This window comes from Cryobacterium sp. TMT2-10 (assembly GCF_004403075.1).
Classification (GTDB): domain Bacteria; phylum Actinomycetota; class Actinomycetes; order Actinomycetales; family Microbacteriaceae; genus Cryobacterium; species Cryobacterium shii.
This window is the reverse complement of the sequence record NZ_SOGW01000017.1, coordinates 1-18,658: the sequence shown is the minus strand read 5'-3', so window position 1 is coordinate 18,658 and position 18,658 is coordinate 1. Positions and strand designations below refer to the sequence as shown.

The window sequence follows — 18,658 nt, the reverse complement described above, 5'->3', positions numbered from 1 at the left end:
CACGACGACCGCCACAGCAACGCCCCGCCCGCTGCGGCCAAATCGGCCCGGATCTCGTCGCATCAACTTCGAATAGGCGTTACTGACACACGCTCCTAGGGCAGGGGACGGCTAGGTGACGATGATGCCCAGGTGGGCGGCGAGCAGCGGCGCCAGCAGGCTCAGCTGTGCGTCGTCGATCGTTGCGCCGCGCAGCCCCTCGAGCCCGTGGACGGCGCTGAAATCGCTCGAGCGCAGGTCCACGTCCTTGAGCGTCGCGCGCGTCACGTCGAGGGTGCCGATGCGGCAGTCGCGCAGTTCCAGGCGCTGCACGGTGGCCCCGCCCAGGTCGAGCTCTTCGATAATGCAGTTAGAGAGCAGTACGTCGGTGAGTGTCGCGCCGCGCAGGTTCACGAAATCGAGCTTTGACCCGTCGATCTGAACGGAGCGCAGGGTGGCCTCGTAGAGCTCGACCGAGCCGAGCCGGGAGTGCTCGACCGAAACGCCCCGCCAACTGGAGCGGGGCGCGCTGAAGACGGCGGCGTGCAGCTCTCCGGCCACGCAGTCGGCGACGGATGCCCCGCGCAGCTGCGAATCGCTGAGGGAGACTCCGCGCAGCTCGCACTCCTGGAAACCGATGCCGGTCAGGTCCCTGCCGGACAGGTCGCAGCCGGTGAATCGTTCCGCTTCCCGGCTGTCACCGGCGCGGAGGTCGCCACCGTCGGCATCCGTCAGTCCGGTCAGCACGATGCGGTCGAGTTGCGGGCCCCGGGTTTGCGCGCGCGCCACCGTCAGGAGGCGGCGGAGGAGGCGGCGGCGGCCGAGGCGGCCGAGGCGGCGACGGGAACGGGCTCGAGCACGAACACCGGGATGACCCGGTTCGTCTTCTTCTCGTAGGCGGCGTAGTCGGGGAACGCGGCCACGGCCCGCTCCCACCACTTCGCGCGTTCGGTGCCGGTGACCTCGCGTGCCAGCATGTCCTGGCGGTGCGGGCCGTCCTGCAGCTCCACGTGCGGGTGGGCCAGCACGTTGCCGTACCAGATGGGGTTCTTCGGGCTGCCGCCGAGGGAGGCGATGGCGGCATAGGCGCCTTCGTGTTCTACGCGCATCAGTGGGGTCTTGCGCAACTTGCCCGACTTCGCGCCGAGGGTGGTGAGCACGATGACGGGCATCCCGCGCAACGTGGTGCCCTGCGTGCCGCCGGAGCTTTCGTACAGGTCGACCTGGTCGCGCACCCACTGCTGGGTGCCGGGCTCGTATTCTCCGATGAGGGGCATACGACCATTAAACGCCACCGGGCCGACCCGCATTCCCTCGGCCGTTCGCCCGGTGCGGATCAGGGGCGCGGTCGCGGCCGGCGCGGCGCGTAGCGGGGGATGTAGCGCCCGAGGATCACGGCGCCGAACAGCCCGAACACGCCCATCACGCCGCTGGCCAGCGACACGGTCGCCACCGCGGTCAGGCCGGCCACGGCCAGGGGGGCGACGGCGCCGCCCAGGTCGGCGGTGAACCGCCAGGCGCCGAGGAACGGTGCCGGGCTGGTGTTCTTCGGGGCGAGGTCGGCGCCCAGGGTCATCAGCAGCCCGCTGCCGATCCCGTTCGCCAGAGCCAGGATCATCGCCACCGCGATGAACCACTCCACGTTGGTCGGCAGGTCGTGCGTGAACGCGAGGATGAGGTGCCCGGCTCCCAGCCCGATCATCGACGGGAGAGCGGTCCACATCCGGCCGAAACGGTCCATGATCTGGCCGCTGGCGTAGAACAGGGCGAAGTCGACCGCACCCGCGATGCCGATGATCAGGGCGATGTCGGGCACGCTGATGCCGATGCTGACCGCCCAGAGCGGGAGGAGCACGGTGCGGGACGCCCGCATGGCCCCGATCAGGCCCGCGCCCGTGCCCAGCCTCAGGAGAACGGCCCGGTAACCCCAGATGGTGCGGAACAGTCCCTGTGATTCCTCGGCCGCGAGCTCCTGGCCGGCCGGATGCACCGTGCCATCCGGTGCTCTGGCCAGTTCGGGGCCACCGAAGGTGCTTGCGGGGTCAGGCAGGAGGAGGAGCATGGTGGCCGCGCCGAGACAGCAGACCACGAACACCCAGAAGACGGCCTCCGTGCCCCCGGTCAGACGGATGAGTCCGGCCGCGATGAACGGGCCGACGAACCAGCCGGCCCGGAAAATGCCGCCGAGGGTCGACAGCGCCCTGGCCCGGAAGGCCAGCGGCACGTAGCTGGTCATGAAGGCGTGGCGCGCCAGCGCGAAGACGGCGGTGGCCAGGCCGATCAGGAAGATCCCGATCCCCAGCACCCACGGGTTCGGGGCTGCTATGCAGATCAACACGGCGATGACCGCGAGCATGGCGGCCCAGATCATCGCGTTGCGCTCGCCGATGCGGGACACCACCCACCCGCTCGGGATGTCGCCGACGAGTTCGCCCACCATGATCATGGCCGCGATGAACCCGGCGACCGCGAGGGAGGCGCCCAGGTCGTTGGCCACGATCGGGATCAGCGGGATGATGGCGCCCTCGCCGATCGAGAACAGCAGGGTCGGCAGGAACGCCGCGAGTGCGACGGAGCGGAGGCTGAAGGGGCGCTCGGCGATACTCATGGCTCCTCGATGCTACTTCAGCCCGGGTGCTTCAGCCCGCGCTCCGTCAACCCGCCCGGTAGGCTGGGGTTTGACATGATTGAGCTGGACTTTTCGGAGCAGATCGCCGCGATGCGGGCCACGTTCGGCGACATCCGGTCGGTGATCGACATTGATCGACTCCGCACGGATATCGCCGACCTGAACGAACAGGCGGGAGCGCCCGACCTGTGGGATGACTCCGCGCACGCCCAGAAGGTGACCAGCGAGCTCAGCCACCGCCAGTCGGAGCTCGCCCGAATCGTGAGCATCGAGAGCCGCCTCGACGACCTCGAGGTGCTGGTCGAACTGGCCAACGCCGAAGGTGACCAGGAATCCGCCGACGAGGCCACGGCCGAGCTGGCGAGCCTGCAGAAAGTGCTGGGCGAGCTCGAGGTGCACACCCTGCTCAACGGCGAGTTCGACATCCGCCCGGCCGTCATCACCATCCGTTCGGGGGCCGGCGGGGTGGATGCGGCGGACTTCGCCGAGATGCTGCTGCGCATGTACCTGCGCTGGGCCGAGCAGCACGACTACCCGGTGCAGGTGCTCGACGTGGGTTACGCCGAAGAGGCCGGCATCAAGTCCGCGACGATCCAGGTGGATGCCCCGTACGCGTTCGGCACCCTGAGCGTCGAGGCCGGAACGCACCGCCTGGTGCGGATGAGCCCCTTCAACTCGGCCGGCAAACGCCAGACCTCGTTCGCCGCCGTCGAGGTGGTCCCGTTGATCGAGCAGACCGAATCGATCGAGGTGCCCGAGAACGACATCCGGGTCGATGTCTTCCGCTCCAGCGGCCCCGGCGGCCAGTCGGTGAACACCACCGACTCCGCCGTGCGGATCACCCACCTGCCCACGGGCACGGTCGTGAGCTGCCAGAACGAGAAGAGCCAGATCCAGAACCGGGCCGCCGCCATGCGCGTGCTCCAGTCCAGGCTGCTCCTGCTGCAGCGCGAGCAGGAGGCGGCAACGAAGAAGGAACTGGCCGGCGTCATCACCGCGAGCTGGGGCGACCAGATGCGCAGCTACGTGCTCGCGCCCTACCAAATGGTGAAGGACCTGCGCACCAACTACGAGGTCAACAACCCCAGCCAGGTCTTCGACGGCGACCTCGACGGCTTCATCGCTGCCGGAATCCGCTGGCGCAAACAGGCTCCGCAGGACTAGCGAGCCTCTCTTCCGTCGCGCCACCTGTTGTCGCAATAGGTATGTCGCTGTGAGAAATCTCAGGATGGCTGCTTAGGCTCAAAGGGCCATGATCCGTTTTGACACCATCACCAAGCAATATCCGGGAACGAACCGACCCGCCCTGGACGCCATCAGTGTCGAGATTCTGCGTGGTGAGTTCGTCTTCCTTGTCGGCGCGTCCGGCTCGGGCAAGTCAACCTGCCTGCGCCTCGTGCTGAAGGAGGACAAACCCACCAGCGGCAGCATCCACGTGCTCGGGCAGGACCTCCGGTCGATCTCGAACCGCAAGGTGCCATACTTCCGCCGCAACCTCGGAGTCGTCTTCCAGGACTTCCGCCTGCTGCCCAACAAGAGCGTGTTCGACAACGTGGCCTTCAGCCTGCAGGTCATCGGCAAGTCCCGTGGTTACATCCAGGAAGCCGTGCCCGACACCCTGGAGATGGTCGGTCTGGCCGAGAAGGCCCAGCGCTTGCCGCACGAGCTCTCCGGTGGTGAACAGCAGCGGGTGGCGATTGCGCGGGCCATCGTCAACAAGCCGCAGGTTCTGCTCGCCGACGAGCCCACCGGAAACCTCGACCCCACCACCAGCGCCGGCATCATGGCGCTGCTGGAACGCATCAACGCCGGCGGCACCACCGTGGTCATGGCCACGCACGAGGCCGGGATCGTCGACCAGATGCAGCGCCGCGTGATCGAGCTGGCGGCCGGCAAGATCGTGCGCGACGAGCGTCAGGGCGGCTACGCCACCTCGGCCATCCCCACCGTCATGGCCGGCACCGGACGCCGGTCCGCACCCGCGGCATCCGTCTTCGCACCCGCGGCGTCCGCGCCGCTCGTGCACCCCGCCGCTGCCGAACCGGCCGTCCTGCCGCCCGGCGGATCGCCCGCCGAGCCGGCGACGGAGCCGGTGGCCGAACCCGCGACCGTGCGCGCCGCCCAGCCGCCCCGCTTCTTCGCACCGGTTCCGGTTCCCCTGGTCGAGGCCAGAGAGGCCGCCCGCCAGGCCGTTCTCGCTGCCGCCGACAGAGGCAGGACCGGCACGCAGGCGCACCCGGTGCAGAGCACCGATTCCAGCAACGACACCGCACAGGGCACTGGGACGGATGCCGCGGACGGGGGCCCCGCCATGACCCGCCCCGCGCCCTCGACCACCCAGCACGACGTGCCGGAGCAACTGACCCTGGCCGAGAAGCTCGGGCTGCGCGCTCCGGGTGAGAAACCGGACCAGACCGGCGAACAGAATGTAGGGCCCACCCGATGAGACTCGGACTCGTGCTCTCCGAAGCCGCCAACGGCCTGCGCCGCAACGCCTCCATGGTTGTATCCGTCGTGCTCGTGACGTTCATCTCGCTGACCTTCGTCGGTGTCGCCGTGCTGATGCAGATGCAGATCGGCCAGATGAAGAACTTCTGGTACGACCGCGCGCAGGTGGGCATCTACATGTGCACCGCGATCTCGCCCGGTGAAACCTGCACCGCCGGTGAGGCGACGCAGGAACAGATCGACACGGTCACGGCTCAGCTCGAATCGCCCACCCTGGCACCGTTCATCGACAAGTACTACTTCGAGACCCACGACCAGGCGTTCGAGAACTTCAAGAAGCAGTTCTCGGGCAACCCGGTGGCAGACTACGTCACCCCCGACCAGTTGAACCAGACGTTCTGGGTGAACCTGAAGGACCCCTCGCAGTCCGACGTTCTCGTCGAGAGCTTGTCCGGGGTATCGGGGGTCGAGAACGTGGCCGACCAGCGCAAGTACCTGGATCAGATCTTCGCCGTGCTGAATGTGGCCAGTTACACCGCGATCGGGATCGCCTCGCTGATGCTTGTGGCGGCGGCCCTGCTGATCGCGACCACCATTCGCCTGTCGGCGTTCTCCCGGCGGAGGGAGCTGGGCATTATGAGGCTGGTCGGGGCATCCAACCGGTTCATCCAAACGCCGTTCATCCTGGAAGGCGTGTTCGCCGCACTCCTCGGCTCCCTGCTGGCGGGAGGCGCAGTTATGGCAATCGTGCTCTGGTTCGTTCAGGGTTATCTGGGCGACCGGCTGACCAGCTTTTCGCTGGTCGGGGTCGACGACGCCCTGGTGGTGGTTCCGATCCTGCTCCTGGTCGGCGCCGTGCTGGCGGCGTTCTCGGCCAACTTCGCCATTACCCGGTATCTGAAGGTCTGACCCGCGGCCGGCATCCGTGAGCCCGCTAGACTGATGGGCTGGTCGGTATCGCGTCCGAGCAAACACACCGAGTTGAGGAGCAAGTCCGTGCCCAGGGAAATAGGCGAGAAGGTCGTCTCGACCAATCGCAAGGCACGCCACGATTACCTCATCGAGGAGACCTACGAGGCCGGGATGGTGCTCAGCGGCACCGAAGTGAAGTCCCTCCGGGCCGGTCGGGCCTCGCTCGTGGACGGCTACGCCTTCATCGAGAACGGCGAGATCTGGCTCGACGCCGTGCACATCCAGGAGTACGTCGCCGGCACCTGGACCAACCACCCGCCCCGCCGCAAGCGCAAACTCCTGATGCATAAGCAGGAGATCATCAAGATCAGCCACAAGACCAAAGAGGGCGGCTACACGCTCGTGCCGCTGCGCTTGTACTTCAAGAACGGCAAGGCCAAGGTCGAGATCGCGGTCGCCAAGGGCAAGAAGGAATACGACAAGCGCCAGACGTTGCGCGAGCGCCAGGACAAGCGCGAGTCCGACCGGGCCATCTCCGCCCGCAAGAACCTCGGCGACTAGCCATCCGCCCCTGGTGTGTTGTAAGCTAAGGGGCTGTACGAAGCGGCCGATCTGGTCGCGCCGTGCAGATTGAAAACTCAACAGCGTGTGACAGGAACCCACTTGAATGCCGCCACGGCGGCAGTGAGTGCACAGGGGGATGATCGGTTTCGACATTGCCTGCGCAATTATGAGAAGCGGGTCGAGGATGCAGGGTTATCTCGTAAACGATCTCTGCAAAACAATAAGTGCCAAATCAAACCGCACTGACTTCGCCCTCGCTGCCTAAGCGAGCGCACTAAGAAGTCCGCCAGGCCGGGAATGCTCTCTACCCGGATCCTGACGTCATTTAGAGAGATTGCTCCTACTCTGAGCCGCGGGGTGTAGGGGGACTTGAACGAGGGCTGGGCTTGTCGGATTAGATGCCAGTGGCAAATTCCGGAGCCGAGTAGAACGATTTCACTGGATACACCCGTAGAAGGCATATGACCACAGCAGTGGACGGGGGTTCAATTCCCCCCATCTCCACCACCGGTTCCTGTCACACCTGTGAGTCGAAAGGCCCGAACCCCAAGGTTCGGGCCTTTCGTTGTTCGGGCCTTTCGTTGTTCGGGCCCTTTCCCTGTTTCGCGACACACAACCGACATCGGATGCAGCAAGATGGGGCCGGGAAGGGAACTGGATGACTGCGACGTGGCTGCGGAGGTGGGTGCCGGGAGTCGACACCGCGCTGACCTACCGCCGCGCGTGGCTGTTGCCCGACCTACGAGCAGGAGTCGTGCTGACCGCGCTGCTGATCCCGGTCGGAATCGGCTATGCCGAGGTGGCCGGCCTCCCGCCCGAAACCGGGTTGTACGCCACGATCATCCCCCTGCTCGCGTACGCCCTGTTCGGACCGTCGCGGGTGCTGGTCCTCGGGCCTGATTCCGCGCTGGCGCCGATCATCGCGGCGGTGGTGCTTCCCCTGGCCGTCGGCGATGACGCGCGCGCGGTCGCGTTGGCCGGGCTCCTGGCGATCATGGTCGGCGTGATTCTGGCCCTCGGCGGGGTGCTGCGCCTCGGCTTCGTGACCGACCTTCTCTCCAAGCCGATCCGGGTCGGCTACCTCAATGCGCTGGCCATCCTGGTGATCCTGTCGCAACTGCCCGCGTTCCTGGGTTTCTCCATCGACTCGGCTACGCCGCTGGGAGACGTCACGGCCATCGTCACCGGTGTTCTGGATGGGCGGGTCGACGTGACGGCCCTCCTGTTCGGGCTCGGGTCGCTCCTCATCATCGTCGGGCTGTCCTGGGGAAAGTCGCGCATTCCCGGTGTGCTCGTGGCCGTGGTCGCGGCGACGGTCCTGACGGCCGTGCTGGGGCTGCAGGACACGCTCCCGGTGGTCGGGGCGATGCCGCAGGGGCTGCCTGCCCCGGCCCTCGGCGGTCTGGTCTGGGCCGATGTGGCGGCGCTGGCCCTCCCCGCCCTGGGCGTCGCCCTGATCGCGTTCGCCGACACGGCCGTGCTGTCGCGCACGTTTGCGGCGCGCCGCGGAGAGAACGTCGACGGCAGCCAGGAGATGGCGGCGATCGGGGTGTCGAACATCGCGGGCGGCCTGCTGGGCGGCTTCCCCGTGTCAGCGTCCTCGTCGCGCACACCCGTCGCGGAGAGCGCGGGGTCCCGCAGTCAGCTCACCGGCATCGTCGGTGCCGTGCTGATCGTGGTGTTCATGGTGCTCGCCCCGGCGCTGACCGATTTCCTCCCGTCGGCCACCATCGCCGCGGTCGTCATCATCGCCGCCGCCGGGCTGGTCGACCTGAGGGGATTCATCGCGCTGGTGCGGATGAACAAAGTGGATGCCGCCCTCTCGCTCGCGTCCTTCCTGGGGGTCCTGGTGGTGGGCGTGATCGAGGGCATCGGTGTGGCGATCGTCTTGTCGCTCGGGGCATTCGTCAGCTATGCCTGGCGCCCCTACCGGGCCGAGCTCGGTCGCATCCGTGGCCTGCGCGGATACCACGACCTGTCGCGGCATCCGGAGGGCGAGCGGCTGCCGGGCATCGTCATCGTGCGCTTCGACGCCCCGCTGTTCTTCGCCAACGGCGGCATCTTCGACGACTACGTGCGTCGCCTGGTCACTCGGGCGGGCAGCGATGTGCGAACGGTCATCCTCGCGGCCGAGCCCATCACCGACATCGACACGACCGCCGTCGAGGAGCTGCTCGAACTCGACGACTTCCTCACCTCGCGCGGGATCACCCTGATCTTCGCCGAGATGAAGGGGCCGGTGAAAGACCACCTGCGCGACTACGGGCTGAGCGGGCGGTTCCCGCCGGAACGGTTCGCCGTCACCGTCGGGGAGGCCGTCGACGAGGCCACCGGAACCCTGCGCGGCGACCTCGAGGGAACCGAATGGGACGACGAGCCGTGACGTCGGCCGAGTCCGGTCGGCGTGACGCCGGGCGAGCCCCTCGCTACCGGGGGAGCACCCGATAGCGGGTCAACATGCCCGCGGTGATGTGGTCGTTCACGTGGCAATGGAACAGCCAGGTGCCGGCGTCGTCGGGAACCATGTCGGCTACCATCATGCTGGCCGGCAGGAGGCTCACGACGTCCGTGCGCATCCCGAGTGCGGTGACCGTGTTGCCGTGCCAGTGCGGCGTGTGAAGGTCGACCTCGGTGCCCATCCCCATCACGTACCAGCGCACCCGCTCGCCCTTCTTCATGGTCAGCGAGTCAATCGGCTGGTTGGCGAAGACGTAGCCGTTGATCGAATGCATCAGGTTGCTCTCCCCGAATTCCGGGTCCTCCGGGTCGACGGATGCCGGGTCCCCGGTGAAATTGGCGATGTTACAGGCCAGATGGGGGCTCTGTTTCTCGTCGCTGACCTTGAACTGGAGGAAGAACTCCCGGTCCACGTCGCGCGGGGTCCCGTCGGGACGGGCGGCACCCACCTTCGTAATAACCATCGGTCCGACGAGTCCCGCGTAGTCATCCGTGACCTCGCTCGTGTGCGAGTGGTACATCCACATCACCGAGCTGCCGTCCATGGGCCCGGCCCGCTCCGGCACCCCATAGCTATAGGTGTAGGTGCCGCCCGGCGGCACGGCATCGTCCGCCTGGTCGCTGGGCTCGGTGCCGTCGTCGTAGGGCGCCCCCTCGCTGCTCTTCTTGTAGAAGACGCCGTGGGTGTGCACGCTCGCCGGTCGGTCCGGATTGTTGCGGAAGACGACCTTGATCGTGTCTTCAACAACCCCGCGGATGACCGGGCCGAGCATGCTCAGGCGCTGGTCCGCGTCGGCGCGCGGCTTGAGGGTGCCGAAGGACGCATCCGTGTATTCGCGGTACAGCGACTTCAGATAACTGCTGCCGATGCGCTGCGGACCCGACTCCACAAAGACCGCTGCGGCGGCGTCGAACGGTTGGCCGGTGATCTGGTCGGCCCCAGCCGGGGCATAGTTCCAAACGACCTCATCGGCGGCGAGGAAGTAGGTGCGGGTCTGTGGCACATAGGAGCTGCCCGCCTGCACGCTCGCCGCGCCGCCGCCGCCGTCAAAAAGACGCGCGAGCACCAGCGCCGAGGCGATCGCCACCACGGCGACGACCGCGGCGAGGCGCAGGCGCCGCCGGTTCTGGGATACGCGGCGGTTCGTTGACGGCCCCTCGGTGGGGTCCAGGGTCTCAGACACGGGCACACCTCGTTTCGTCGGGTTGGTAGGCCGGCGGCATTCGGTGGCCTTCGCTGGCCTTGCGGACATAATAGTCCGGGGCTACGAAGAAGTTGAGGCGGTCGAATCAGTTCGAAGTCTGCCCTGGGGCCGATCCTGTCAGCGGAGTGCGACGCCCGAATTAGACGCCGGCGAGCCAGAGGTCGGGACCGAAGATCTCGTAGTGGATGCGCTCGGCCGGCACGCCGGACTCCAGCGCCTGTGAGCGCAGGCTGCGCATGAACGGGAGCGGGCCGCAGAGGTAGACCGAGGCATCCTCCGGAATCGTCACGTTCTCGAGCGACATGAAACCCTCGTGGTGGCCCTCGCTCGGGATCTCCAGCCAGAGTTCCAGTTCGGCCGCCTCGAGCAGCGCGATGTCCTCGCTCATCTGGTCGCGCAGCGCCCAGCGCTCGAGGTTGCTCTCGGCGTGCAGCACGAGCACCTCGCGCTTCGAGCCGGTGTCGACCAGGGAACGCAGGATCGACGCGCTCGGCGTGCAGCCGATTCCGGCCGAGGCAAGAATCAGCGGGCCGGTGCCCTGATCCAGGGTGATGTCACCGCACGGCACGGAGAGGATCAGGGTGTCGCCGACCTGCACGTCACGGTGCAACACGGGCGAGACCTCACCGTCAGCGTCAAGCTTGGTGGTGAAGACGCGGGTCGTGGCCGTACCGGCCGACAGCGAGTACTGGCGCACCTGGCGGATGCCGTCGGGCATGGTGGCCGTGACGCTGACGTACTGGCCCGGCAGGGCGGGTGTGACGGGGGTGTCGTCGGCCGGCTCTAGTGTGAACGTGACGGCGTCGGTGCCGGCGGTTTCCTTCTTGATGACGACCCAGGGGGCGAGAGGCTTGTCGCTGGCGAGTCCGGCGTAGAGGCCCTTTTCCATCTTGATCAGGGCGTGGGCCATCAGCCAGTAGACCTCGGTCCAGGCGCCTGCGATCTCGGCCGTGATGACGTCGCTGAGTTCGTCGGCGATGGCTTCGAAGAGGTACTTGTAGACGATGTCGTACTGCTCGGGCTGGATGTCGAGGGAGATGTGCTTGTGGGCGATGCGGGACAGCATGGCCTCGGGGGTCGTCTCGGGATTGTTCACCAGATGGGTCGCGAAGACCGCGATGCTGCCGGCCAGGGCCTGTTGCTGCGAGCCGTTCTTCTGGTTCGAGCGGCTGAATAGCCCGTCGAAGAGCTCGGGGTGGGCGGTTAGCATACGGCCGTAAAAGTTCTTCGCGATCTCGGGCATGCGCTCCCCAACCAGGGGCAGTGTCGCTTCGATCAGGGGCAGTGACTGGGTAGAGAGCATGCAGACTCCAAGCATTGAGGGATTTAACTCAAAGCTATCATTTCAAATAACCGCTGTGTGACGCGCCCGGCTCAGCGATGTCAGCGCTCAGCCCCCTTGAGACTGCCGGTTCCGGCGCCTGACGGGTCGAAGATCAGGCAGACGACGTTACGGCCGCCCGGCTCGGCCCAGCTCCGCTCGGTCGGAGTGAAGTAGTCCAAGTCCAGTGAGGAGTCCTGATACGGCATCCCGGTGAAGCCCTCGAACCCGGACGCGCAGCCCGATTCGGCCGCCGCTGTGACCGCCATGTCGCCGGGGAAAGCCTCGCCGGCCACCGGGAACCGGTCGAACACCTCGAAGTCGTGAGTCTCGGAGCAGGGGAGAACGGGGATGGTCCTGACATCGGCATCCACACCCGCATCCTCTTTCGTGGCCTCTGTGTCGTCGTGGGTGGCCTCGTCTGCAGAGTCGGTGAGACAGTCTCCGGCGAGGAGGGCGGTGACCGGGGCCACGGTGGCGAGGGGCGAGAGCGTCCGCGGGGCCGCCGTGACGGGAGCCGTCGGCAGCATATCGACGATTATGCTGCATCCGGTCAAGGTCCCGATCACCAGGGCCGGCAGTATGAGCCGGGCACCGAGCCGGAGGCGCGCGACGGCCATCCGTCTAGATGGCCGGTTCGGCCGTGGTACCGCCAGCGACTGCGTTTCGGAGCGCTCGCAGGGTCGCCTCGTGCAGGAGGCCGTTGGTGGCCAGCGCGCTGCCGTGCCACGGGCCGGGGCGGCCGTCGGCCGACGTGAAGCGGCCGCCGGCCTCCTGCACGATCGGGGCCAGGGCTGCCATGTCGTAGGGCTGCAGGTCGTACTCGGCGGCGATGTCGATCAGGCCTTCGGCGAGGAGCATGTAGGACCACATGTCGCCGTAGGCCCGGGTGCGCCAGACCTGCCGGGTCAGCGCGACCAGCGCATCGAGGTGACCGGCGACATCCCACTGTTGGATGCTGTTATAGCTGAGGGAGGCGTCCGCGAGTTCGGTCACGCCGGAGACCTGCAGGCGCACGGGCGCGGCCCCGGGCGTGCGTTCGTCGGTCATCCAGGCGCCGCCTCCGGTGCGTGCCCACCAGCGTTTGCCGAGCGCAGGGGCGCTCACCATGCCGAGCATGGGGACGCCGTCGATGGCGAGGGAGATCAGCGTGCCCCAGACCGGGATCCCGCGCATGAAGCCTGCCGTCCCGTCGATGGGGTCGATGATCCACTGCCGGATGGTCGAGCCCTCGGTGCCGAACTCCTCGCCCAGGATGCCGTCGGTCGGGCGCCGCTCGGCCAGGTGGGTGCGGATGGCGCGCTCGACCGCCTGGTCGGCATCCGTCACGGGCGTGCGGTCGGGTTTGGTGCTCACCACGAGGTCCATCGCGTGGAACCGGTCGCGCGAAATCGCATCGGCCAGATCGGCGAGTTCGGCCGCAAGGACAAGGTCATCGTCGAGGGAGTAGATCAGAGGCTCGGTCACGCTCCCCAGCCTAGTTATTCTGGCGCGACACACCGGGTCGCGGCTCGATTCGCATGGATCGCGTCAGGATGTTAGTCTCTTTCGAGTCGGTTCGGGGTAGCTCGAACGGATAAAAAAGAAATACGCACCTCTAGCTCAATTGGCAGAGCAACTGACTCTTAATCAGTGGGTTCCCGGTTCAAGTCCGGGGGGGTGCACCAGCAGGGGCCGGCTTCTTCGAAAGCCGGTCTTTTTTTTGCGCCTGCGGGTTGTGCCGTTGTGGCGGGAATCGCCGGGGCTACTCTGTCTCGAAACGGACGAAGGAGCACGGATGCTGTCGAGCGAACTTCTGATCGATGCCTACGGCCGGATCCGCGGCGCAGTCCACAACGTGCTCGCGGATGCCGGCCCCGAGATTCTGGCATACCGGCCGGATTCGCAGGCGAACTCGGTCGCCTGGCTGGTCTGGCACCTGACCCGGGTGCAGGACGACCACCTGTCCGAGATCATGGAGGAGAAACAACTCTGGACCGCAGCCGGGTGGGCGGAGCGTTTCGCCCTTCCGTTCGGGAACGACGCCACCGGATACGGCCAGACCGCCCTCGAGGTGGGGCAGGTGCGCCCCGACGCCGACCACCTGGGCGGCTACTTCGACGCCGTCCATTCCCGCACGGTCGCGTGGCTGCCGACCCTGGTCGCCGCTGATTTCGGCCGGGTCGTCGACCTGCGGTGGACGCCGCCGGTCACTCTGGCGGTCCGGCTGGTGAGCGTGCTCGCGGACGACCTTCAGCACGCCGGCCAGGCGGCCTACGTGCGTGGTCTGGCGGAGCGCGCCGGACTCTGACGCCCGCCCAAAACCGACGCCCGGCCAAAACCGACGCCCGGCTCTGAGCCAATTCGACGGAGATTCTGATCTAAAAGTGCCCTTTCGGTACAGTTCAGGGCTGTTTCCGGCAGAATCTCCGTCGAATTCGTTCGGGCACGCCGTTTGGACGCCGCACCGGCCGCACCGGGCGGGCCCGGCCGCCCTAGCGGCGCTTCCAGGTGTATTCGTTCTCCGGCCGTCCCGGGGTTCCGTAGCGGGGCTGCCGGTCGAGCGTTCCGGTGTCGGCCAGATGCTCCAGGTAGCGCCGGGCGGTCACCCGCGAGATTCCGAGCTGCTCCATCACCTCGCTGGAGGAGACGGGCGCGGTCTGCAGCTTCAGGAGCTCGATCACCGCACCCAGCGTGCCCTCGGACAGGCCCTTGGGCCGGGGCAGGTCGGCGGGTGTGCGCAGGCTGGCGAAGGCGAGGTCCACGTCGTTCTGGCTGGTCACAGCGGTGCGGGCACCCAGGTGGATCCGGAAATCCCGGTAGTGCGCCAGCTTCTGGGCGAAGGTCGCATAGGTGAACGGTTTGATCAGGTACTGCACGATTCCGGCCGCCACGGCACCGCGCACGATCTGCAGTTCGCGCACGGCCGTGATGGCGATGATGTCCGTGGTCAGGCCGGCGGCACGCATCCGTCTGCTGACGTCGAGGCCGTGCAGGTCGGGCAGGGTCATGTCCATCAGGACGAGGTCGATCGGCTGCCCGGCCGCCGACGCCGCGGCGAGGGCGCGCAGGCCGGAATGGCCGTCCGAGGCCGTCCCGGCGTGCACGAAACCGGGCAGCCGCCCGAGGTAGGCCGCATGGGCCTCGGCCGCGATGGCGTCGTCTTCGACGACCAGAACCCGGATGTCCCGCTCAGCCATGCGCTGCTCCCGTCGGTTCCGCGACGGCCACGCCGGTAGCCGGGCCGGGAGTCGCGCTGATGCCCGCCGCGTCCCGGTGGGGGAGCGTGACCGTGAAAACGGCGCCCACGCGCCGGGTGATGGTGAGGTCGCCCCCGAGCCGTTTGACGGTCTGCCGCACGAGGGCGAGCCCCAGGCCTCGGCCGTAGGCGCCCGGCTCCTTGGTGCTGTACCCGCGCTGGAGGATGTCGGTCACGGCCTCCGGCGCGACGCCGGGACCACTGTCGGCGACCTCGATGGCCACGGCGTCAGCGGTCGCCCTGACGGTCAGGTGCACGGTGCGGGGTGCGTCACCGCCGGCGGCCGCGTCGAGGGCATTGTCGACCAGGTTGCCCACGACGGTGACCAGGTCCTGGCCCGACAGGCCGGAATCGGACAGCGACCCGGCCGCCTCGACGGTCAGCAGCACCCCGAGCTCACTGGCCTGGGCGAACTTGCCCATCAGGAGCGCGCTGAGCACCGGCTCGTCGACCGAGTCGATCATGTCGTCGGTCAGCTGCTGGCTCAGTTCGAGGTCCCTGGTCGCGAAGTCGAGGGCCTCGGCACCGCGCCCGAGCTCCATCAGGGACACGATGGTGTGCAGACGGTTCGCGTGCTCGTGGGTCTGGGCGCGGAGGGCATCCGAGAGCGTGCGCGTCGACTGCAGCTCACTGCCCAGGTGCTGCATGTCCGTGTGGTCGCGGATGGTGGCGACCCAGCCCATGGGTGCGGGCTGGTGGCGGCCGACGGCGGGCAGGAGGGCGGGCTTCTGGCTGACCACCAGCACGCGCGTGTCGGTGAGGTGGATTTCATCGACCGCGGACCGGCCGCTCTGCAGCAGGGCACCGAGCCCCGGGGGCAGGTCGAGCCGGTCGAGGCTGAGCGCGGCCGCGACGGATGCCCGCCGGCCCGGTCCGGGCGACGGCACCGCGGTCACCCGGACCGGTACGCCCAGCAGCCGAGCGGCCTGGTCGTTGTAGAGCACGACCTCACCGGAGAGGTTGACCAGCACGAGCCCCTCACGCACGGAGTGCAGCACGGAGTCGTAGTAGACGAACAGCTGGGCCAGCTGTTCCGGCCCCCAGCCGAGCGTGACCCGGCTCAGGTAGCGTCCGAGGAGCCAGCTGGCGACCGTGCCGGCCGCCAGCAGGATCAGGGCCACGGCCAGCACGGCCGGCAGCCGTGCGCTCAGGGCGATGGAGAGGTTGCTCGTCTTCACTCCGGCGGCCACGAGGCCGAGCACGGCACCCGTGTCATCGGTGACCGGCACGATCGCACGCACGGATGGCCCGAGGGTGCCGGTCGTGACCTCGGTGAAGGGCTCCCCGGCCAGGGCAGGCTTGACCGTGCCGATGTAGGGCCGCCCGATTTCGGACGGCGTCGGGTGGGTCCAGCGGGTGCGATCGGGGGCCATGATCGTGATGAAGTCGAGCCCGGCATCCTCGGACACTCGCAGCGCGTAGGGCTGCAGGATGCGGCTCGGATCAGTCGAGCGGGCGGCCGACAGCACCAGGGGGCTGTCGGCGATCGAGGTCGCGACCGACAGCATCCGGTTCTCGGCTTCCGCGAAGCCGCGGTCCCGGGCGTCGACGAAAGCGGCCGTGCCCACGAAGACAGTCATCGCGAGGATGAAGAGCGCGTTCGCCAGGAACAGGCGACGCGCAATGCTCCAGTCGTGCCCCATCGCATCCTTCTTTCGCGCCGTGTGCGGCCGTTCGCCTGCGGGCATCCGTGACCAATATGACCGCAACGACGGTGTATCGGACCCGGTCGACCAGTGTGGACTTCACCACGGCTCGCCGCGGGCGCATCTGGCGCCTGCCTCCAGCCTAGTTACCAGACAAAGGAGTCTTGACATGGCATCGCTGCCCTCCACCCGTGCTGCAAAGCCGGCGAAGAAGAAGTTCGACAAATCCCATTATCTCTATATGGCGGTCATCGTCGCGGTGATCCTCGGCGTCGTCGTGGGCCTGCTCTTCGGTGGCGCAGACGGATTCGCCGTATCGCTCAAGCCCCTCGGTGACATCTTCATCGCCCTGATCAAGATGATGATCTCGCCGATCATCTTCTGCACGATCGTCCTCGGCATCGGATCCATCGCCAAGGCGGCCACGGTCGGCCGGATCGGCGGCCTGGCCCTGGGTTACTTCCTGATCATGTCGACCTTCGCGCTGGGCATCGGCCTGTTCGTGGGCAACCTGGTCAAGCCGGGTTCGGGTCTGGACCTCAACTCGACCACCTTCGTGCCGCCGGAAGCCGTCGAAACGAACTTCTTCCTCGGCATCATCCCGACCACCCTGTTCTCGGCGCTGACCGCCGGCAACATCCTGCAGACCCTCCTGGTGGCGCTCATCGCCGGCTTCGCCCTGCAGAAGATGGGAGCGGCCGGCAAGCCGATCCTCGAAGGCATCGCGCACGTTCAGGCCCTGGTCTTCCGCATCCTGATCATGGTCATGTGGCTCGCCCCGATCGGTGCCTTCGGTGCCATCGCCGCCGTCGTCGGTGCCACCGGCATTCAGGCCGTGATCAGTCTCTTCGCTCTGATGGGTGCGTTCTACCTGACCTGTGCACTCTTCATCGTCGTCATCCTCGGCGGCCTGCTCAAGGTCGTCACCGGCGTCAACATCTTCAAGCTGATGCGCTACCTCGGCCGCGAATACCTGCTGATCTTCTCGACCTCCTCCTCCGAAGCCGCGCTGCCGCGCCTGATCGCCAAGATGGAGCACCTCGGCGTGTCCAAGCCGGTCGTGGGCGTCACGGTTCCCACCGGTTACTCCTTCAACTTGGACGGCACCGCCATCTACCTCACGATGGCGTCGCTGTTCATCGCGACCGCCATGGGCCAGCCGCTCAACCTGGGCGAGCAGATCGGGCTCCTCGTCTTCATGATCATCGCGTCCAAGGGTGCCGCCGGCGTTTCGGGCGCTGGAATCGCGACGCTCGCCGCCGGCCTGCAGTCGCATGCACCGCAGTTGCTCGACGGTGTCGGGTTCATCGTCGGCATCGACCGGTTCATGTCCGAGGCCCGTGCGCTCACGAACTTCACCGGCAACGCCGTCGCCACGGTTCTGATCGGCTCCTGGACCAAGGAGATCGACCGGGCCCAGGTCGACCTGGTGCTCGACCGCCACGCCCCCTTCGACGAGACCACGATGATCGCCCACCACGGTGTTCCGACCGCGGCCGAGACGGCACGGGAAAACGAAAAGGCGGCTCAGACGGCGTCACTCACCGTCTGAGTGAGACCAAGGGTCTGACCGGGGGGTGAGACCGAAATGGGGGGGGCGGATGCCGTCCGGGGAGAAATCTTCCCCGGGCGGCATCCGCGGTTTCCAGGCTCGCTTCCTCCTCCACAATGTGGGTCTGATCGGCTTATCCACAGCATCCACGGATGCCGGGGCAGTGTCGGTGGGTGCCCCTAGCGTAGGTCTCATGAAGCCGTCATTCATCGAAGAGCGAGAGGCCATGGGCCGGCATTTCGACGCCATTGCCGAGGCAGAACGGGACATCGCCGCGGCCTTCNGACGCACGTGAGGTCGCCGAACGGGAGTTCTCGAGCGAGCTGGCCTGCACGATCCGGGTGCCGCAGCGCACGGCGGAGAACCTGGTCGCGGAGAGCCGGGCCCTGGCCGTGGATCTCCCGGCGACCCGGGCGGCGCTGGCGTCGGGGGAGATCAGCTATCGGCACGCGCAGGTGGTGGTCAATCAGGCCTGGTCGGTGCCCGCGGAAGGGCGGGTGAAATTCGAAGCGGCCGTGTTGAAATCGGCGGGCACGCTGACCGCGTCGAAGCTGAAGTACAACGCCCGGATTCTGCGAGAGCGGTGGCACCCGGAGACGATCAAGGCGCGGCATCAGAAGTCGGTGAAGGATCGGGCGGTGTTCTTCGAGCCCGAGCCGGACGGGATGGCGTCGCTCACCTTCTACGCCAGCGCGGAGAAGGCGCAG

At 67.4% G+C, this 18,658-nt stretch carries 17 protein-coding genes, 1 tRNA gene and 1 other RNA gene; 10 read left to right on the top strand and 9 right to left on the bottom strand.

What is annotated here, in order from left to right:
- Positions 1-111 precede the first annotated feature (111 nt).
- The 3 genes from E3T37_RS01720 to E3T37_RS01710 are packed head-to-tail and all read right to left on the bottom strand — an operon-like array spanning position 112 to position 2,587.
- The gene (locus E3T37_RS01720) at positions 112-768 is read right to left on the bottom strand and encodes a pentapeptide repeat-containing protein (protein WP_134365132.1); all 657 of its coding nucleotides are present in this window, start codon (positions 766-768) and stop codon (positions 112-114) included.
- A 2-nt stretch (positions 769-770) separates the two neighbouring features.
- Positions 771-1,256: a nitroreductase family deazaflavin-dependent oxidoreductase gene (locus E3T37_RS01715; protein WP_134365131.1), complete on the bottom strand. Its 486-nt coding sequence runs from the start codon at positions 1,254-1,256 to the stop codon at positions 771-773.
- A 59-nt stretch (positions 1,257-1,315) separates the two neighbouring features.
- A complete protein-coding gene (locus tag E3T37_RS01710) occupies positions 1,316-2,587 on the bottom strand; it encodes an MFS transporter (protein ID WP_134365130.1) in 1,272 nt (423 codons plus the stop codon).
- Between the two features lie 75 nt (positions 2,588-2,662).
- On the opposite strand from E3T37_RS01710, the gene prfB reads away from it, so the two are divergent.
- The 6 genes from prfB to E3T37_RS01680 all read left to right on the top strand — a co-directional run bounded on the left by prfB (position 2,663) and on the right by E3T37_RS01680 (position 8,915).
- A complete protein-coding gene (gene prfB, locus E3T37_RS01705; RefSeq protein ID WP_134365129.1) occupies positions 2,663-3,772 on the top strand; it encodes a peptide chain release factor 2 in 1,110 nt (369 codons plus the stop codon).
- An 88-nt stretch (positions 3,773-3,860) separates the two neighbouring features.
- The gene (ftsE, locus tag E3T37_RS01700; protein WP_134365128.1) at positions 3,861-5,054 is read left to right on the top strand and encodes a cell division ATP-binding protein FtsE; all 1,194 of its coding nucleotides are present in this window, start codon (positions 3,861-3,863) and stop codon (positions 5,052-5,054) included.
- A complete protein-coding gene (ftsX, locus tag E3T37_RS01695; protein ID WP_134365127.1) occupies positions 5,051-5,965 on the top strand; it encodes a permease-like cell division protein FtsX in 915 nt (304 codons plus the stop codon). Before ftsE ends, ftsX begins: the two co-directional genes overlap by 4 nt.
- 87 nt (positions 5,966-6,052) lie before the next feature.
- A complete protein-coding gene (gene smpB / locus E3T37_RS01690) occupies positions 6,053-6,529 on the top strand; it encodes an SsrA-binding protein SmpB (protein ID WP_104193627.1) in 477 nt (158 codons plus the stop codon).
- Between the two features lie 135 nt (positions 6,530-6,664).
- Positions 6,665-7,039: a transfer-messenger RNA gene (gene ssrA / locus E3T37_RS01685) on the top strand.
- Between the two features lie 151 nt (positions 7,040-7,190).
- The gene (locus E3T37_RS01680) at positions 7,191-8,915 is read left to right on the top strand and encodes a SulP family inorganic anion transporter (protein WP_134365126.1); all 1,725 of its coding nucleotides are present in this window, start codon (positions 7,191-7,193) and stop codon (positions 8,913-8,915) included.
- A gap of 43 nt (positions 8,916-8,958) precedes the next feature.
- On the opposite strand, the gene E3T37_RS01675 is transcribed toward E3T37_RS01680, so the two are convergent.
- From E3T37_RS01675 to hisN, 4 genes are all read right to left on the bottom strand, one after another.
- The gene (locus E3T37_RS01675; RefSeq protein ID WP_198415940.1) at positions 8,959-10,173 is read right to left on the bottom strand and encodes a multicopper oxidase domain-containing protein; all 1,215 of its coding nucleotides are present in this window, start codon (positions 10,171-10,173) and stop codon (positions 8,959-8,961) included.
- 160 nt (positions 10,174-10,333) lie between these two features.
- Positions 10,334-11,497, bottom strand: a complete 1,164-nt coding sequence (locus tag E3T37_RS01670) for a globin domain-containing protein (RefSeq protein WP_134365124.1) — start codon at positions 11,495-11,497, stop codon at positions 10,334-10,336.
- Positions 11,498-11,577: 80 nt separating this feature from the next.
- Positions 11,578-12,045, bottom strand: a complete 468-nt coding sequence (locus E3T37_RS01665; RefSeq protein WP_134365123.1) for a septum formation family protein — start codon at positions 12,043-12,045, stop codon at positions 11,578-11,580.
- 94 nt (positions 12,046-12,139) lie between these two features.
- Positions 12,140-12,982, bottom strand: coding sequence for a histidinol-phosphatase (hisN, locus tag E3T37_RS01660; RefSeq protein ID WP_134365122.1), 843 nt, complete (start codon positions 12,980-12,982; stop codon positions 12,140-12,142).
- A gap of 124 nt (positions 12,983-13,106) precedes the next feature.
- Between hisN and E3T37_RS01655 the strand changes: the two genes are divergently transcribed.
- Together E3T37_RS01655 and E3T37_RS01650 are read left to right on the top strand one after the other, a co-directional pair.
- Positions 13,107-13,182: transfer RNA gene (locus E3T37_RS01655), tRNA-Lys, on the top strand.
- Between the two features lie 110 nt (positions 13,183-13,292).
- The gene (locus tag E3T37_RS01650; RefSeq protein WP_134365121.1) at positions 13,293-13,805 is read left to right on the top strand and encodes a DUF664 domain-containing protein; all 513 of its coding nucleotides are present in this window, start codon (positions 13,293-13,295) and stop codon (positions 13,803-13,805) included.
- 184 nt (positions 13,806-13,989) lie between these two features.
- Here the strand turns inward: E3T37_RS01650 and E3T37_RS01645 are convergent, their stop codons facing one another.
- Together E3T37_RS01645 and E3T37_RS01640 are read right to left on the bottom strand one after the other, a co-directional pair.
- Positions 13,990-14,694, bottom strand: coding sequence for a response regulator (locus E3T37_RS01645; RefSeq protein ID WP_134365120.1), 705 nt, complete (start codon positions 14,692-14,694; stop codon positions 13,990-13,992).
- On the bottom strand, positions 14,687-16,396 hold the full coding sequence (locus E3T37_RS01640; RefSeq protein ID WP_134365133.1) for a sensor histidine kinase: 1,710 nt from the start codon (positions 16,394-16,396) through the stop codon (positions 14,687-14,689). Before E3T37_RS01640 ends, E3T37_RS01645 begins: the two co-directional genes overlap by 8 nt.
- A 172-nt stretch (positions 16,397-16,568) precedes the next feature.
- Here E3T37_RS01640 and E3T37_RS01635 point away from each other — a divergent pair, with 172 nt between their 5' ends.
- Positions 16,569-17,951, top strand: a complete 1,383-nt coding sequence (locus E3T37_RS01635) for a cation:dicarboxylate symporter family transporter (protein ID WP_134365119.1) — start codon at positions 16,569-16,571, stop codon at positions 17,949-17,951.
- A gap of 248 nt (positions 17,952-18,199) precedes the next feature.
- The coding region (locus tag E3T37_RS01630) for a DUF222 domain-containing protein (RefSeq protein ID WP_166806058.1) at positions 18,200-18,658 on the top strand (459 nt) is incomplete at its 3' end.

Coding starts and splice junctions, on each gene's coding strand:
- E3T37_RS01670 (WP_134365124.1), bottom strand. CDS start 11,497: ATGCTCTCTACCCAGTCACTGCCCCTGATCGAAGCGACACTGCCCCTG.
- E3T37_RS01710 (WP_134365130.1), bottom strand. CDS start 2,587: ATGAGTATCGCCGAGCGCCCCTTCAGCCTCCGCTCCGTCGCACTCGCG.
- prfB (WP_134365129.1), top strand. CDS start 2,663: ATGATTGAGCTGGACTTTTCGGAGCAGATCGCCGCGATGCGGGCCACG.
- ftsX (WP_134365127.1), top strand. CDS start 5,051: ATGAGACTCGGACTCGTGCTCTCCGAAGCCGCCAACGGCCTGCGCCGC.
- E3T37_RS01635 (WP_134365119.1), top strand. CDS start 16,569: ATGGCATCGCTGCCCTCCACCCGTGCTGCAAAGCCGGCGAAGAAGAAG.
- E3T37_RS01645 (WP_134365120.1), bottom strand. CDS start 14,694: ATGGCTGAGCGGGACATCCGGGTTCTGGTCGTCGAAGACGACGCCATC.
- E3T37_RS01640 (WP_134365133.1), bottom strand. CDS start 16,396: ATGGGGCACGACTGGAGCATTGCGCGTCGCCTGTTCCTGGCGAACGCG.
- E3T37_RS01680 (WP_134365126.1), top strand. CDS start 7,191: ATGACTGCGACGTGGCTGCGGAGGTGGGTGCCGGGAGTCGACACCGCG.
- E3T37_RS01665 (WP_134365123.1), bottom strand. CDS start 12,045: ATGCTGCCGACGGCTCCCGTCACGGCGGCCCCGCGGACGCTCTCGCCC.
- E3T37_RS01715 (WP_134365131.1), bottom strand. CDS start 1,256: ATGCCCCTCATCGGAGAATACGAGCCCGGCACCCAGCAGTGGGTGCGC.
- ftsE (WP_134365128.1), top strand. CDS start 3,861: ATGATCCGTTTTGACACCATCACCAAGCAATATCCGGGAACGAACCGA.
- E3T37_RS01650 (WP_134365121.1), top strand. CDS start 13,293: ATGCTGTCGAGCGAACTTCTGATCGATGCCTACGGCCGGATCCGCGGC.